Genomic DNA, 15,299 nt, shown 5'->3' with positions numbered 1-15,299 from the left:
GCCTTACAAAGGTATGCGTCAAGACATACCTGTTACTTGCATCGAGATGCCAATTTTCGTAGAATTACCCTATGTCAGAACTGCTTCCCCAGCCAGCACGCGACGAGATCGACCTGAGCACTGTCTTCTCGACGCTGTCCGATCCGCTTCGCCGCACCGCAATCGCCATCCTGGCGACCTTGCCGGACGGCATGGAGCGTAATTGCGTGTCCTTCGGTTTTCCGGTCGCCAAGGCTTCGCTCACCCACCACTTCAAGATCCTGCGCGAGGCGGGGTTGATCAGCCAGATCGATTACGGAAACCGTCGCGCCTCCTCGCTTCGCCGCGAAGACATCGACGCGCGGTTTCCCGGTCTCCTTGCCATGCTGGTCAAGGAACTCGAGCAGGATGGCGGCGCCGAAAAAGCGGTCACCTCGGCTGGAAAACGCTGACTTTAGCGATCGGAAGAGCCGGGCTGTACCCGGCTCCCGAATTTTTCAATCGCGTTCAGCTCATCTTGCCGGCGCATTGATGCCGAGATCGGCTTCAGCCACATTGGCCGAACTGGCACTTTCGCTACCCAGCCTCCTCCCCTTCACCAGGGCATAGATCGCCGGAATGACGATCAGGGTCAGCAGCGTCGAGGACACCATGCCACCGATCATCGGCACCGCGATGCGCTGCATGATCTCCGCTCCCGTTCCCGTGCTCCACAGGATCGGCAGGAGACCCGCCATGATGGCCACCACGGTCATCATCTTCGGCCGAACACGTTCGACAGCGCCAACCATGATGGCGTGATGAAGATCCTCTCTTGTCAGCGGCCTCCCCTCGCTGGCGCATAAGGCACGCCCCTCCTTCAAGGCGTGATCGAGATAGATCAGCATGATCACACCCGTCTCCGCGGCAACCCCCGCCAGCGCGATGAAGCCGACGGCCACCGCAACCGACGCATTGAACCCGAGCCACCACATCAGCCAGATGCCGCCGACGAGCGCGAAGGGCAGGGAGAGCATGACGATCAGGGTTTCGGTCAGCGCCCTGAAGTTCAGATAGAGCAGAAGGAAAATCAACGCGAGCGTCAGCGGAATGACGATGGACAGTCGCGCGGCCGCCCGTTCGAGATATTCGAACTGACCGCTCCATGCCACGGAATAGCCCGTTGGAAGCTCCACCCGTGCCGCCACCGCCTGCCGGGCCTCGGCGACATAACCGCCGAGATCGCGGCCCGTGATATCGACATAGATATAGACGGCGAGCTGGCCGTTTTCGGTGCGCACCGTCGTGGCACCCCGCGTCAGGCTCACCTCGGCCACTTCACCGAGAGGAACGGTTCCGCCGCCGGGCAGCGAGACAAGCACGTCTCTTGCGATCGACTGCGGATCGCTGCGCGACGCGCGCGGATAGCGGATCGCCACGCCATAACGTTCGCGGCCCTCCACGGTAGAGGTCACGACTTCCGAGCCGAGCGCCATCGACACGACGTCCTGCACATCCCCGATCGTCAGACCGTAACGCCCGAGCGCCATCCGGTCCGGCACGATATCGAGATAATAACCACCGATCACCCGTTCCGCATAAGCGCTGGACGTTCCATCTACATCCTTCAGCACGGTTTCGATCTGCCGGGCGACCGTCTCCAGTTCATTCAGATCGGTACCGTAAACCTTCACGCCGACCGGAGTTCGAATGCCTGTCGACAGCATGTCGATGCGGGCGCGGATCGGCATCGTCCAGGCATTGGCGACGCCGGGAAACTGCAGAGCTTCGTCCATCTCCTTTTTCAGGCTTGCCGTCGTCACGCCCTGCCGCCACTCGGTTTTCGGCTTCAGCGTGATGATCGTCTCGAACATCTCGACAGGCGCGGGATCGGTCGCCGTCAAGGCACGCCCGGCCTTGCCGAAGACGCTTTCGACTTCCGGAAAGGACTTGATGATCCGGTCCTGGGTCTGCAGCAGTTCCGCTGCCTTGGTCACCGACAGGCCGGGCAGGGTCGTCGGCATATACATCAGCGTACCTTCGTCCAAATCCGGCATGAACTCGCTGCCGATACGCTGGATCGGCCAGACCGTGGCCCCGAGGACGAGAAGCCCCACCACTATCGTCAGCACCTTCGCCTTCAGCACCCCGGCGATGACCGGACGGTAGATCCAGATCAGGAAGCGATTGACGGGATTTTTATGCTCCGGAACGATCCGCCCCCTGACGAAGACGACCATCAGCGCCGGCACCAGCGTCACCGACAGGATCGCGGCCGCCGCCATTGCAAAGGTCTTGGTGAAGGCAAGCGGGCTGAACAGCCTCCCCTCCTGTGATTCCAACGTGAAGATCGGCAGGAAGGAGACGGTGATGATCAGCAGGCTGAAGAACAGCGCCGGACCGACCTCGCTCGCCGCCTCGATGAGGATGTCGATACGCTGCTTGTCCGGCGGTGCCCGCTCCAGATGCTTGTGGGCATTCTCGATCATCACGATCGCCGCATCGATCATCGCCCCGATGGCAATCGCAATGCCGCCGAGGCTCATGATATTGGCGCCGATATTGAGGAAGTGCATGGCAATGAAGGCCATCAGCACGCCCACGGGCAGCATGATGATGGCGACGAGCGCACTGCGAACATGCAGGAGAAAGACGATCGTGACGAGAGCAACGACGATCGCCTCCTCCACAAGCGTGCTTTTCAACGTTTCGATCGCAGCCTCGATCAATTGCGAGCGATCATAGACCGGCACGATCTCGGTACCGGCCGGCAGGCTGCCCTTGATCCCCTCGAGACTCGCCTTGGCATTATCGATGACCGACAGCGCATTGGCCCCGAACCGCTGCAGCACGATGCCGCTCGCGACTTCGCCCTCACCATTCAGTTCGGTAATCCCCCGCCTTTCGTCGGGAACCAGTTCGACCCTTGCAACATCGCCGAGCCTGAGCGACGTGCCGCCCATGCTTTTCAGGACGATATTCTCGATATCGGTTATGCCCTTCAGATAACCGCGCCCGCGCACCATGAACTCGAATTCGGAAAGCTCGACCGTGCGGCCCCCGACATCCGTGTTGCTGGCACGCACGGCACTGGCGATGTTGGTGAGCGAAATGTCCTGCGCCTTCAGCCGGACCGGATCGACCACGATGGAATATTGCTTGACGAAACCGCCGACGCTGGCGACCTCGGCAACACCTTCGGATTTCGAAACCGCGAAGCGCACGACCCAGTCCTGCAACGACCGCAGCTGGGCAAGCGACATCTCTTTCGCCACCACGGCATATTGATAGACCCAGCCGACCCCCGTCGCATCGGGACCGAGCGTCGGCGTGATCCCGCCCGGAAGGCGGCTTTGCGCGACATTGAGATATTCAAGCACACGGCTGCGCGCCCAGTACGGATCGGTGCCATCCTCAAAAATCACATAAACGAACGAAGCGCCGAAAAAGGAGAAACCGCGCACCACTTTGGATTTCGGCACTGTCAGCATGGAGGTCGTCAGCGGATAGGTCACCTGGTCCTCGACGACCTGCGGCGCCTGACCGGGATAATCGGTGTAGACGATCACCTGAACATCGGAGAGATCGGGAATGGCGTCGAGCGGCAGCGACCGCAAGGCGTAAATTCCACCGGCGACGGCCAGCATGGCAGCGACAAAGATCAGGACCAGATTGCGGGCGGACCAGGATATCACACGGGCGATCATTGTTTCGCGCCCTCCGCCGTCATCGCGCTCAGCGCCGAGTTGAGATTGCTCTCGGCATCGAGCAGGAAGTTTGCCGCGACCACAACCTGATCTCCGGCCTTGATGCCGGTGATGATTTCCGTCTGCGCGTCGCCGCGCGCGCCAAGCTTGACGTCTCTCGGTTCGAACCGCCCTTCTCCCCTGTCGAGGAACACGAGTTTGCGATCACCCGTGTCGATCACGGCGCTGTTCGGAACCACGATGACAGGGTCTTCGGAGCGCGTATCGATCTCCACCTCCGCATACATGTTGATGAGCAGCGCACCATCCGGATTGGCAAGTTCGATGCGGACCTTCGTTGTCCGCGTCTGGGTATCGACCTGCGGGTAGATAAGGTCGACAGTGCCATGGAATGTGCGGCCGGGCAGGCTGCGAACGGTCAACTGCACGTCGGCGCCGATCCGGACGGCGGCCAGGTCATATTCCGGAAGATCGGCCAGCACCCACAGATGCGACATATCCGCGATGCGAAACAGCACATCGCCGGGCTTGGCCATCATGCCCGCAATGGCAAGCCGTTCGACGACGATGCCATCCCGCGGCGAGGTATAGTTTATGGTTGCCGGCACCTGCCGCCGCTCAGCGATCGTGCTGATCGCCTCATCCGGCACGCCGAGATTTTTCAGACGAAGCGCCGAACCTGCCTTGTCGCCTCCCGGTGCGGCATATTCCGTCCCGGCAGTGGCAATTTCCTTGGAATAGAAGCCGAAAAGCACCTGTCTTTTCCCGATCCGGTCGCCTGTCGTCACGGTCGAAACCGTGTCGATAAAGGCATCGGTGCGCATCGCGATCACGCTGACGCGGGTCTCGTCCAGCGTCACGGTGGCGGGTGCGCGGACTGCCCGGCCGATCCGGGCCATCACGGCGGTCGCGGTTTTCACCCCCGTCCGCTGCAGTTTTCCGGGAGAGACCCTGATCGTCGCCCCGTCCTGCTGCTCGTCGGCAAAAACGGGCAGGTAGTCCATGCCCATACTGTCCTTCTTCGGCACCGGCGACGTGTCGGCCAGCCCCATCGGATTGCGATAATAAAGGATGCGCCGGGGCGCGGTGGAGCCAAGCTCCGCCAGCATGGCCTTGGCAGGTTTGGCGGCCTCAGCATTTCCGCCTGCCTCACCCGCTTTTTTCCTCACTGCGAGATAAGGCCTGCCGTCATCCGTGGTTTTCGGCTGTGCCGAAAATTGCGGCAATCCATCCGGGTGCCGATAGTAGAGGATGCGTCCATCCTCATGCGAATGTTCATGTGCCGCGCCGGCAGCAGCGCCATGCGCCGCACCCGAATGACGCTCCTCGGCAAACACCCGATAACCACTGGAACCGATAACGGCGGAAGCAGCGAGGATCATTCCAAAACGGGGCAGCCAGTTCATGGCGACACCTTGAGGATAAGATCACGCTCGACCGGTTCAGGCTCGCCCTGGATCATCGCTCCGATCCGCAAGCGCCAGGCGCCTACCATCGAAAGGTCCGCCTTGAAGTGATAGACCCCGGGTTCACTCGACCCGACCGGCTCGATCGCCGCGCCCATATCCGGCATGCCATCTGGAGCCATGTCGAGCGCCGTGTTGAAAATGATGGCGTCCGAAACGGGCGCGCCGCTGCGCCGGTCCGTCATCCGAAGTTCGACCATCGCATTGCGACTTTGCCTGATATCGCTTTTCAGGAGGGTGAATTCATAATCCTGTGCGGCGGCACCGGCACTGACCGGGTTCATGGCCAAAAGGCCGAGGAGGAGCACGGCTCTCCCGGAAGACAATGTTCTGTTCATGGTTCTGGATCTCGCTGCGACGTCTGTCCTTGCGTCGCGAGGTGAAACTACGAGCCATCCGACACTGCCCGCGCGGTATGCGCTCGGCCTTGGTCAGAGGGCAGTTCGATTTCAGCGGAGATCAGGCTTTGGGCGGCGGCCCGGCAGGAACGATCGTTGCAGATATCATCTGTCGCGCAGGGGCCGCATCGTAGCGGACGTGCTTGAAGGCAAACTCCATGTCCGAAGTTGTGGCGGCCGGTATCGAAGCGACAGGCGGTGCGCAAAGAAGCGCCGATGGGCAGGAATGATGGCGCTGGCTATCGGAGCCCTGATCATCAGAAGGGCACGGCTGTTCGCAGTTGACGTGATCGCCAACCATCGAGACCTGCATCTGATCCGAGTTCATATGAGACGAATGCAGCGTATCAGGCCCGGCAAGCGGCGTCACGCCCTGGCTGCCGGTTGCCGTTGCGAGCAATGCAATGATCAAAAAGAGATTGCGAATAAGTCTCATGGCGCATTCCCCGCCTGTAACCAGACGAGGAACCTGTTTCCTACTACGAGCTCGATTATCCCGTTTATGCTGAAAGTAAGGAATAGGCCAAAAGACCGCAGGCAGAAAAGCAAATGCCCCGGCAAGGCGTCACCTTACCGGGGCATCGTAAGTCAGGCTCGAAAGCTTAGTAGTGGACCGACAGACTGTCGATCGGTGTCGTCTTCGGCGGCGCGAACTTCGTCAGGTTGATCCCTTCGACCGCGACGCGATATTCCTCGATGCTCGGCGTACGGCCGAGGATCGCGGAAAGCACGACCAGCGGCGTCGAAGCAAGAAGCGATTCACCCTTCTTTTCCGCCGTGTCTTCAACAACGCGGCCCTGGAACAGACGGGTCGAGGTGGCCAGAACCGTATCGCCCTTTTCCGCCTTTTCCTGGTTGCCCATGCAAAGGTTGCAGCCCGGGCGCTCCAAATAGAGAATGTTCTCGTATTCGGTGCGGTTGGACGTCTTCGGCTTCAGGTCGTCGAATTCGAAGCCCGAATACTTCTGCAGGATTTCCCAGTCACCTTCGGCCTTCAGCTCGTCGATGATGTTGTAGGTCGGCGCGGCAACGACGAGCGGTGCCTTGAATTCGACCTTGCCCTCGGCCTTTTCGAGGTTCTTCAGCATCTGGGCGACGATCTTGATGTCGCCCTTGTGCACCATGCAGGAACCGACGAATCCGAGGTCGACCTTCTTGGTGCCGCCGTAATAGGAAACCGGGCGGATCGTATCGTGGGTGTAGCGGCGCGAGACGTCGGCATTGTTGACGTCCGGGTCGGCGATCATCGGCTCGTCGATCAAGTCGAGATCGACGACGACTTCGGCGAAATACTTCGCGTTATCGTCCGGCTTCAGCGCCGGCTTTGCGCCGGAGCGGATTTCGGCGATGCGGGCATCTGCCTTGTCGATCAGGCCCTGTAGCGTCTGCGCGGCATTGTCCATGCCCTTGTCGATCATGATCTGGATGCGCGACTTGGCGATTTCCAGGCTTTCGATCAGCGTCTCGTCCTCGGAGATACAGATCGACGCCTTGGCCTTCATTTCGGCCGTCCAGTCGGTGAAGGTGAAGGCCTGGTCGGCGAGCAGCGTGCCGATATGGACTTCGATGATACGGCCCTGGAAGACGTTGTCGCCATGCTGCTTGAGCATCTGCGCCTGGGTGGCATGCACCACGTCGCGGAAGTCCATGTAAGGCTGCATCGTGCCCTTGAAGGTCACCTTGACCGACTGCGGGATCGGCATGGTCGCTTCGCCGGTTGCGAGCGCCAAAGCAACGGTGCCCGAATCCGCACCGAAAGCGACGCCCTTGGACATGCGCGTATGGCTGTCGCCGCCGATGATGATCGCCCAATCATCCACGGTGATGTCGTTCAGCACCTTGTGGATGACGTCGGTCATCGAGTGATAGACGCCCTTCGGGTCACGCGCGGTGATGACGCCAAAGTTGTTCATGAAGGACATCAGCTTCGGAATGTTGACCTGAGCCTTCTTGTCCCAGACGGAAGCCGTGTGGCAACCCGACTGGTATGCGCCGTCGACGAGCGGCGAAATGACGGTTGCCGCCATCGCTTCCAGTTCCTGCGCCGTCATCAGACCGGTCGTATCCTGCGAGCCGACGATGTTGACGGTGACGCGAACGTCGGAGCCGGCATGCAGAACCTTGCCCGGCGTCACGCCGACGGCGTTGCGGTTGAAGATCTTCTCAACCGCGGTCAGGCCCTGGCCTTCGAGCGAGATTTCCTTGTTCGGAGCGAAAACCGGCGTTGCTTCGACGCCGAGCGTCTGGGCGGCAAAAGTCTGCAGCTTCTTGCCGAAGACGATCGCGTAGGACGAGCCCGCCTTCATGAACTCCGTCTTCTGCGGCGTGAAGGAGGAGGCGATGTCGACCAGCTCTTCGCCGTTTTCGTCACGCAGCTTCCGGTTCTTCGCATCGATCTTCAGAACGGTACCGGTCTCGACCGAGTATTTCTGCTCGAGGATCGGGTTGCCGTCATTGTTGAGGATCGGCTTGCCGTTCTCGTCGAGCTTCTTGACCCAGTTCTTCAGGTTGATGCCGATACCGCCGGTCACGTCGACGGTGGTCGCGAAGATCGGCGAAATGCCGTTGGTGCCGGCGACGATCGGAGCGAAGTTGACGAAGGGCACGTAAGGGCTGGATTGCTTGCCGGTCCACAAGGCGACGTTGTTGACGCCGGACATGCGCGACGAGCCGACGCCCATCGTGCCTTTTTCGGCGATCATCATCACCCGCTTGTCGGGATGCTGCTTCTGAAGCGCGACGATTTCCGCCTGCGCTTCCGGCGTGATCATACACTGACCATGCAGCTGGCGGTCGGAACGCGAATGCGCCTGGTTGCCCGGCGACAGAAGGTCGGTCGAGATATCGCCTTCGGCGGCAATGAAGGTAACGACCTTGATCTCGTCTTCGACGTCGGGAAGCTTGGTGAAGAACTCGGCCTTGGCGTAGCTTTCCAGCACGTCCTTCGCGATGGCGTTGCCGGCCTTGTAGGCATCGCGCAGGCGGAACATGTCGGCGTCATAAAGGAAGACCTGCGTCTTCAGGACGTCACCGGCTTCCTTGGCGATTGCCGCGTCATCGCCAAGCGCGATGTCGAGCAGCACTTCTACCGAAGGACCGCCCTTCATGTGCGACAGGAGTTCGAGCGCAAATGTCGGTGTGATTTCCGGAACGACCGTTTCGCCGAGAATGATCTTCTTCAGGAAGGCGGCCTTGACGCCGGCGGCACTCGTCGTGCCCGGCAGCGTGTTGTAAATGAAAAATTTCAGGGCATCCGCCCGATGCTCGTTACCGGCATCCTCGATCAATGTGATGATTTCAGCGATCAGCGCGCCATCATCGATCGGCTTGGGGGCAAGCCCTTGGGGTTCTCTGCTTTTGATTTCAGCCAGGTATTCCGAGTACAGGTTCATCACAGTCCCAACGTCATTAGCTTTTTGGCGCTGAAACGCAGCGCCACCGGAAAATTATGCGGCCCAAGGCCTTCGGGTTTGGAGTACGTCAACCGAGCCCGTGTGACAAGATACCGCAATTCGGTAAATGCAGTCCTTCGGCTCCAGCATTTATCGGCTGACGATGACCGAGCGCGTTCTTAGCGGATCGACGCGCCGGAAGCCATCGATTTAACTACGACCGGCATTCCCGATTCGCCCTGCAGAAACGGTGTCCGGCAAGGCTTTTCGGCGGAAATTCTTGAGGTTTTCACTCAACGATCAAACATGTCCTGCCATTGCTTTTCGCCGACCATGCAATCGCTTTTGACCGGCTTGTCGGCAATCCGGCGAATGAGCGGCTGGGCTTCGATACCGCTGACTTCCATCACCAGCTTGCGGCGAACCGCAACACCGAAATCATCGATATCGTGAACCGGCAGAACGAAAGACCCCGGCCCACCCGCAACGCAGTCGCTGTAATATTGGTCGAGCCCGCCCGGCGTTCCCGACGGCCTGAGCATGATGGCGAGACCATTGATGACGATGCCCGCCTCGACAGCCTTGTCGCGCGCCGGCGTGACCGGGTTGCCTGAATTGTTCGGCCCGTCACCCGAGACATCGATCACCTGGCGAAGACCATGATAGGAATTGGAGACGAGCATGGTCGCACCGTGCACGATGGCGGCCGAAATCGATGTCCTGCGCTGCATCTCGACCGGCCGTGCCTCGACCTTGTTGGCGAAGGCGATCGCATCCTGTTCGTTCTCGATGATCTGCCAGTCAATCACCGAACCCTGAACGACATCGCCTGCCCACTCGAAATAACTGATGGCGATGCGCCCGGTCAGCCCGTTCCTGACCGCATCGATAAACTCTTTGTGCTTGAGTGCCGACACGTAACCTTCGCGCTGGATGCGAGCTTCTTCCGTGTCCATAGATCGGGACGTATCGACTGCGAGTACGAGTTCGACATCCACTTCCTGCCCGCCTTGCACGATTGCGGTATTGGTCGCGGTCAGGGTCATTAACATTGCAAGTGTTGTGAGCATGGCAATCCATTCACTGCAGTGTCGATTGCCGGACTGTAACACAGGATATTGCCAGCGCGATCCCCTCCCCTGACGCAAGGGCAGCGCGTGGCTCAAATTTCAGTGATGTCTTATTCTGCAGCCGCGGGGTGCGGACCATCCTTCATCGCTTCGATCAGGCATTCCATGATCGCCGCTCGCAGGGCGTAAGTATTGGCACTTGTTTGTTTCCGGTCCAGGCTTTGGGCGGCCTCTATGAGCCGCATGCCTTGATGCACTACGATCTGGTGCGCGCGATTCATGGCCCAGTGTTCAATTGAACTGCCATGATCCAGTGCATGACTTTGCGCGTTCAATGTAGCCTCGCTATTCATCAGCGTTACTGCGAATCATCTCGCAAAACCGACGCTAATACAGATTCATGTCCAAGTGAATCCGTGAGACATCGAAGTATTGATGGGAAGAAGAGAAAAATACGAACATTTTCAACAAACCCGATTTTTCATCGGTAAAAACAGACACCATAACGCGTTGAACAATCGCATTTACATTCACGCGTTCCGACACGATACGCACAGAACGGCATGTATGCTGAGAGATTTTCATTCTCTTCTTCACGACCTCATGCAACGATGAGGGCGATCCGCACAAAGTGCGGCGCCGATCTTCACCACTAGATGTGCAGACACGGGATTTCGCGCAAAGCTTACCAAGCTTTAACGAGACGGATATCCAACGGTAATCAAGCGAGGACTAACGTGGCTTCATGGTCATGACGCCTGAAACAGGCGAATACAGACCGCAACTTAGGATCAGAGCCATGTGGATCACAGCACGTAAATTCGTCACCACCGGTCTGGTCGCCTTGACGATTGCCGGAACGGCTCTCGCCACCGCCTCCCAGGCTGAAGCACATAACAATTTCGGCCGCGGCTTCGCCGCTGGCATAGCGGGCGCAGTCATCGGCGGAGCGCTGATTGCCGGCGCCAGCCACGCGCCTGCCTATGCTGCAGCACCCTATGGCCCTCCTCCTATGCGATACGGACCTCCACCGGTCGCTGCCTATTACCCTTCCTGCCATGTTATCTGGCATCAGGACCACTGGGGCGACATGTATCGCACCCGCGTCTGCGACTGAGCCGACACAGGCGGTATCACAGCCCCCTCCCGACATAACTTCAAGTTCCGGCGCGCCGCTTTCTCGGCTTTCGCGCCCTTACATCTCTCAACTTACCTGAAGAGTGAAACGCCATGTCCAACATCATTCGCAGAAAACGCATCCTGGCTCTCGTTGGCGCTGCAATCATCGCAGTTCCCCTGGCGACGCCGATCATTCTCGGCAACAACGCAGCGTTTGCCGCATCTTCGTCTCCCGCCGCAGGCGTAGGCGGCATTATCGCGCCGGCAGGGTCGTTTGCCTCGATCGTCGCCGCTGACAAACCTGCAGTTGTCACCATCACCACAACGATGAAAGCAGAGGCTGCTGCCAGCGACGAAACATCTCCCTTTGGCGAGAACTCTCCCTTCAATGAGCAATTCAGACAGTTCTTCGGCCAGAACGGAATTCCGATGCCGCATGAAGCGCCTCGGCAACGTCAGTCCGAACGTGCCGAAGCACTCGGCTCCGGCTTCATTATTTCTCCCGACGGCTATATCGTTACCAACAACCACGTGATCGACAAGGCACTGGACATAAAGGTGACGCTGGATGACGGCGCCGAACTTCCCGCCAAACTGATTGGCGCCGATCCGAAGTCCGATCTCGCCGTGGTCAAGATCGAAGCCAAGAAACCGCTCGCAACCGTCACCTGGGGTGATTCCGACACCCTGAAACTCGGGGACCAGATCCTGGCGATCGGCAACCCTTTCGGGATCGGCACGACAGTCACGGCCGGCATCGTGTCAGCCCGCGGCCGCGACCTGCATTCCGGCCCTTATGATGACTTCATCCAGATCGATGCGCCGATCAACCATGGCAATTCCGGCGGCCCTCTGGTGGATCACGACGGCCATGTCGTCGGTATCAATACGGCCATCTACTCCCCGAATGGCGGAAGTGTCGGGGTTGGCTTCGCCATCCCCTCCGATCAGGCGAGGCAGGTTGTCGCCAAGCTGATGAAAGACGGCTCGATCGATCATGGTTTCATCGGCGTACAGATCCAGCCGGTAACTGCAGATATCGCCGACGCGATTGGCCTCGGCAAGGCTGAAGGCGCACTGGTCGCCGGCGTCAACGACAACACGCCAGCAGCCAAGGCCGGCGTCGAGGCCGGCGACGTCATTACTGCGCTGGGCGGTAAACCAATCTCGTCACCACGTGATCTTTCGCGCATGGTTGCCGATCTTGCTCCCGGATCGAAAGAGGAGTTGACGGTATGGCGCCAGGGCACACCGAAAGACCTGCGTTTGACGATCGGTGAAAACAGCGAGGATCAGCAGCAAGCTTCGTCTGATGAAGGAAAATCCGGCCCGGCAGCTCACAAAATCCCAAACATCGGAGTTGGGCTTGCCGATATCACGGCGGAGGTACGGCAGGCCCTGAACCTTCCAGCGAAAGAAAAAGGTGCTGTCATCGCAAGCGTTGTACCCGGCAAACCCGCGGCGGACGCAGGCCTGCAAGAGGGCGACATCATCGTGTCGGTCAACCAACATGCGGTCAATTCTGCAAACGAAGCCAAGACCGCGGTCGCTGATGCCGGCAAGGCCGGACGCAAGGCAGTGCTGCTGCTGATCCAGCGTGGCGACAACCAGAGCTTTGTCACCGTTCCATTCTCGATCGGCTGACTTTTGTCATACGACTACCTGACCCCGCTGTCGAAAGACATGCGGGGTCAAACCTACTTACTTGTGCCTGTCGTTACAGAAAAACGATCACGCAGAACGAGAGAGCCCATACCATGAACCCGGCCTGGAGATGGATGCTCTCAGGATGTGGGCGCAGGGATGCGTGATGCAGGCACCGGATCCCTGATATCATCGAGAGGGCCTTCAAGCGCCGTCCGCGGAGGGATCAATTGCGGTTCGATAATGGTAACGACGGGATGAACCGGCGCCGCCTCGAGCAGTTCGAACCCCTTCTCCAGCATCGCAGAAATATTCGGTTTGGCCATGTAGACTGGAAAAGGCAGAAACGATGCGAACGGATCATAATCGAAGCAGCCAGCGACGATGTTTGCGAAGACCGCTTCATCGTGCCGTCCCATGAAACGAAGCAGGCCTTCGAAATTGATGGACGAGTTTATGAAAAGACAGCGCGGCAACCGGCCCTCGCGGGCGAAAAACCGTTCAAAAGCCAGCTCCGTCATACGCGGCGAGTAACCAGTAATCTCGATGTCGTTTTGGCTTTCAATGCCGAAGAACGCATCCTTCGCCGCATGAAAGCCGGCAATACGCTCGCGGCTGGCATGGTCGTCGTGGCCGCCGAACAAGACGACATCATCAGGAACCAGTGCGCCTCCTTGGGCCGCATGCCGCAGAATTGCCGAGGTCAGCACCTCGGCTCCGTTCCTGTTATCGGAAATCACCGAGGATGCCAGCTTGCCGGGAAGATCGATATTCACATGGGGAAGGCCGGCCCGCGCGCAGACTTGATGGACGCCGTCCGGGTCCGTAACGCCTGCGATAAACAGCGCATCGATCGAATAGGCGATCAAGGTTTCCACAGTCCGGCGCTCTTCGTCAGGATCACGACGCCCGGAGACAACCATGGGGGACAGACCGCGCAAACGCGCCTGCGCCTCGAACGTCTGCGCCATGGAGGAAAAGAAGCGGTTATCGTAAACCGGAACCAATAGCCCGACGAGACCGGACTTCGAGCTTCTCAAGCCACGCGCCTGAAGATTTGTCGTGTAACGCTGCGCTTTGGCAAGCGAGAGTATCCTCTCGGCCGTCTCCGTGGAAATCCGCCGTTTGCGCCATGACCCGTTCAAAACCGCGCTCACGGTCGAGGCCGAAGCGCCGGACAGGACTGACAGGTCGTAAATGGTGGCTTTCTTGGAATTCTGAACCGTCATCCTCATCTCCCGAATGATTCTGATTGGTAGAATATTAGTCCACTTGACGAAAGGCATGTTCGTGCTATGGTTATTGCACCATCGATTGTGCAAAAATGCAATATCGATTGTGCGTATGTAGATTGCTATGGGAGTGGCAAGGGAGCGTCTCGAATGGGCGAGCCGGGAGATTTTCAAGCGCAGCGGGGAAGAGCTGTTGCGCGGATCTGCTTGCCGCAGTGTCTTTGGAGGAGGAACATCCATGAAGAAAATGATCGCGGCCGCTATCGGCCTGTCGCTGGCGCTGCTTTCATCCGCGGCATTTGCCGATGGACCGAAGGTCGGCGTCGTCGTGAAAATCGGTGGCATTCCGTGGTTCAACGCCATGGAAGCCGGTATCAAGGAGCAGAGCGCCAAGCTCGGCGTCCAGGGCTTCATGGTCGGCCCGACGAGCGCAGACCCGGCGCTTCAGGTGCGCGCCATCGAAGACTTGATCGCTCAGAAGGTTGACTTCATCGGCGTCGTCCCGAACGATGCCAAGGTGCTGGAGCCCGTGCTGAAAAAAGCGCAGGACGCAGGCATCAAGGTCATCACCCATGAATCGCCCAATCAGGCCGGGGCCACCTGGGATTTCGAACTTGCATCCGCCAAGGGTTTTGGTGAGGCACATGGCAAGCTGCTTGCCGAAAAGATGGGCGGCAAGGGTTCCTACGCGGTGTTTGTCGGCTCGCTGACCGTGCCGCTGCACAATGCCTGGGCGGATGGAGCCATCGCGTACATCAAGGCCAACTATCCCGACATGAAACTCATCGGTGATCGTTACGGCGTGGCCGAGGATCTGGATAAGAGCCGCTCGACGGCACTCGATCTCATGTCGGCCAACGCTGATCTCAAGGGCTTCCTGGCCTTCGGTTCGCAGGGACCGATTGGCGCTGGCCGCGCGGTGGAAGAACGCCGCAAGGACGGCAAGGTCTTCGTGATCGGTCCGTTCTCGCCGGGACAGGGTGCAAAGCTGATCAAGTCCGGTGCGCTGACAGGCGGGTTCATGTGGAATCCCAAACAGGCCGGGGAAGTGTTCATCACGCTTGCCGATCGCATCGCCAAGGGTCAGGATCCCAAGGCTGGCGACGACATTCCGGGCCTCGGCAAGATCAATCCTGAAGGTAACACGATCGTCGTCGATCAGCTGCTGAAGATCGATAAGGAAAGCATCGACAAGCTGGTTTCCATGGGCCTCTGATCCTCCCCAAGCCCAACGGGTCGCGCCCGGACATGCCGGGCGCGACCCATCCTCGACAATTCCGTCGTCCACAGCATCCGCCCACAAAGGCGGCTGA

At 59.3% G+C, this 15,299-nt stretch carries 12 protein-coding genes; 4 read left to right on the top strand and 8 right to left on the bottom strand.

Annotated elements, in window-relative coordinates; genetic code table 11:
* Nucleotides 1-71: 71 nt before the first annotated feature.
* Nucleotides 72-431 (top strand): helix-turn-helix transcriptional regulator, encoded by a 360-nt coding sequence (locus tag ACI3K0_RS14920; RefSeq protein ID WP_148146848.1) that lies wholly within the window; start codon nt 72-74, stop codon nt 429-431.
* A 60-nt stretch (nt 432-491) separates the two neighbouring features.
* On the opposite strand, the gene ACI3K0_RS14915 is transcribed toward ACI3K0_RS14920, so the two are convergent.
* The 7 genes from ACI3K0_RS14915 to ACI3K0_RS14885 form a co-directional block, all read right to left on the bottom strand.
* The gene (locus tag ACI3K0_RS14915) at nt 492-3,665 is read right to left on the bottom strand and encodes an efflux RND transporter permease subunit (RefSeq protein ID WP_404945537.1); all 3,174 of its coding nucleotides are present in this window, start codon (nt 3,663-3,665) and stop codon (nt 492-494) included.
* The gene (locus ACI3K0_RS14910) at nt 3,662-5,071 is read right to left on the bottom strand and encodes an efflux RND transporter periplasmic adaptor subunit (RefSeq protein ID WP_404945536.1); all 1,410 of its coding nucleotides are present in this window, start codon (nt 5,069-5,071) and stop codon (nt 3,662-3,664) included. Before ACI3K0_RS14910 ends, ACI3K0_RS14915 begins: the two co-directional genes overlap by 4 nt.
* Complete coding sequence (locus ACI3K0_RS14905; protein ID WP_183685562.1) at nt 5,068-5,469, bottom strand: FixH family protein; 402 nt, start codon at nt 5,467-5,469, stop codon at nt 5,068-5,070. Before ACI3K0_RS14905 ends, ACI3K0_RS14910 begins: the two co-directional genes overlap by 4 nt.
* A 121-nt stretch (nt 5,470-5,590) precedes the next feature.
* Entirely contained in the window at nt 5,591-5,965 is a 375-nt protein-coding gene (locus ACI3K0_RS14900; protein WP_206826615.1) for a hypothetical protein, read from the bottom strand.
* 166 nt (nt 5,966-6,131) lie between these two features.
* Entirely contained in the window at nt 6,132-8,921 is a 2,790-nt protein-coding gene (locus ACI3K0_RS14895; RefSeq protein WP_148146840.1) for a bifunctional aconitate hydratase 2/2-methylisocitrate dehydratase, read from the bottom strand.
* A gap of 293 nt (nt 8,922-9,214) precedes the next feature.
* On the bottom strand, nt 9,215-9,991 hold the full coding sequence (locus ACI3K0_RS14890) for a DUF1194 domain-containing protein (RefSeq protein WP_148146837.1): 777 nt from the start codon (nt 9,989-9,991) through the stop codon (nt 9,215-9,217).
* Between the two features lie 110 nt (nt 9,992-10,101).
* The gene (locus ACI3K0_RS14885) at nt 10,102-10,344 is read right to left on the bottom strand and encodes a hypothetical protein (RefSeq protein WP_404945535.1); all 243 of its coding nucleotides are present in this window, start codon (nt 10,342-10,344) and stop codon (nt 10,102-10,104) included.
* A 446-nt stretch (nt 10,345-10,790) separates the two neighbouring features.
* Between ACI3K0_RS14885 and ACI3K0_RS14880 the strand changes: the two genes are divergently transcribed.
* Nucleotides 10,791-11,108 carry a hypothetical protein gene (locus ACI3K0_RS14880; RefSeq protein ID WP_206826613.1) on the top strand — a complete coding sequence of 106 codons (318 nt, stop codon included), beginning with the start codon at nt 10,791-10,793 and terminating at the stop codon, nt 11,106-11,108.
* Nucleotides 11,109-11,221: 113 nt separating this feature from the next.
* Nucleotides 11,222-12,754, top strand: coding sequence for a DegQ family serine endoprotease (locus tag ACI3K0_RS14875; protein WP_404945534.1), 1,533 nt, complete (start codon nt 11,222-11,224; stop codon nt 12,752-12,754).
* Between the two features lie 140 nt (nt 12,755-12,894).
* On the opposite strand, the gene ACI3K0_RS14870 is transcribed toward ACI3K0_RS14875, so the two are convergent.
* Nucleotides 12,895-13,983, bottom strand: coding sequence for a LacI family DNA-binding transcriptional regulator (locus ACI3K0_RS14870; RefSeq protein WP_148146831.1), 1,089 nt, complete (start codon nt 13,981-13,983; stop codon nt 12,895-12,897).
* 241 nt (nt 13,984-14,224) lie between these two features.
* Here ACI3K0_RS14870 and ACI3K0_RS14865 point away from each other — a divergent pair, with 241 nt between their 5' ends.
* On the top strand, nt 14,225-15,202 hold the full coding sequence (locus tag ACI3K0_RS14865) for a substrate-binding domain-containing protein (RefSeq protein WP_148146828.1): 978 nt from the start codon (nt 14,225-14,227) through the stop codon (nt 15,200-15,202).
* The last annotated feature ends 97 nt before the right edge of the window (nt 15,203-15,299 follow it).

This window comes from Rhizobium sp. ZW T2_16 (assembly GCF_044987325.1).
In the GTDB taxonomy this organism is placed as follows: Bacteria; Pseudomonadota; Alphaproteobacteria; order Rhizobiales; family Rhizobiaceae; genus Neorhizobium; species Neorhizobium cellulosilyticum.
Note: the sequence above shows the minus strand (reverse complement) of the source record. Positions and strands in the feature narration are given on the sequence as shown.

Coding starts and splice junctions, on each gene's coding strand:
- ACI3K0_RS14865 (WP_148146828.1), top strand. CDS start 14,225: ATGAAGAAAATGATCGCGGCCGCTATCGGCCTGTCGCTGGCGCTGCTT.
- ACI3K0_RS14900 (WP_206826615.1), bottom strand. CDS start 5,965: ATGAGACTTATTCGCAATCTCTTTTTGATCATTGCATTGCTCGCAACG.
- ACI3K0_RS14870 (WP_148146831.1), bottom strand. CDS start 13,983: ATGACGGTTCAGAATTCCAAGAAAGCCACCATTTACGACCTGTCAGTC.
- ACI3K0_RS14890 (WP_148146837.1), bottom strand. CDS start 9,991: ATGCTCACAACACTTGCAATGTTAATGACCCTGACCGCGACCAATACC.
- ACI3K0_RS14920 (WP_148146848.1), top strand. CDS start 72: ATGTCAGAACTGCTTCCCCAGCCAGCACGCGACGAGATCGACCTGAGC.
- ACI3K0_RS14875 (WP_404945534.1), top strand. CDS start 11,222: ATGTCCAACATCATTCGCAGAAAACGCATCCTGGCTCTCGTTGGCGCT.
- ACI3K0_RS14880 (WP_206826613.1), top strand. CDS start 10,791: ATGTGGATCACAGCACGTAAATTCGTCACCACCGGTCTGGTCGCCTTG.
- ACI3K0_RS14895 (WP_148146840.1), bottom strand. CDS start 8,921: ATGAACCTGTACTCGGAATACCTGGCTGAAATCAAAAGCAGAGAACCC.
- ACI3K0_RS14905 (WP_183685562.1), bottom strand. CDS start 5,469: ATGAACAGAACATTGTCTTCCGGGAGAGCCGTGCTCCTCCTCGGCCTT.
- ACI3K0_RS14910 (WP_404945536.1), bottom strand. CDS start 5,071: ATGAACTGGCTGCCCCGTTTTGGAATGATCCTCGCTGCTTCCGCCGTT.
- ACI3K0_RS14885 (WP_404945535.1), bottom strand. CDS start 10,344: ATGAATAGCGAGGCTACATTGAACGCGCAAAGTCATGCACTGGATCAT.
- ACI3K0_RS14915 (WP_404945537.1), bottom strand. CDS start 3,665: ATGATCGCCCGTGTGATATCCTGGTCCGCCCGCAATCTGGTCCTGATC.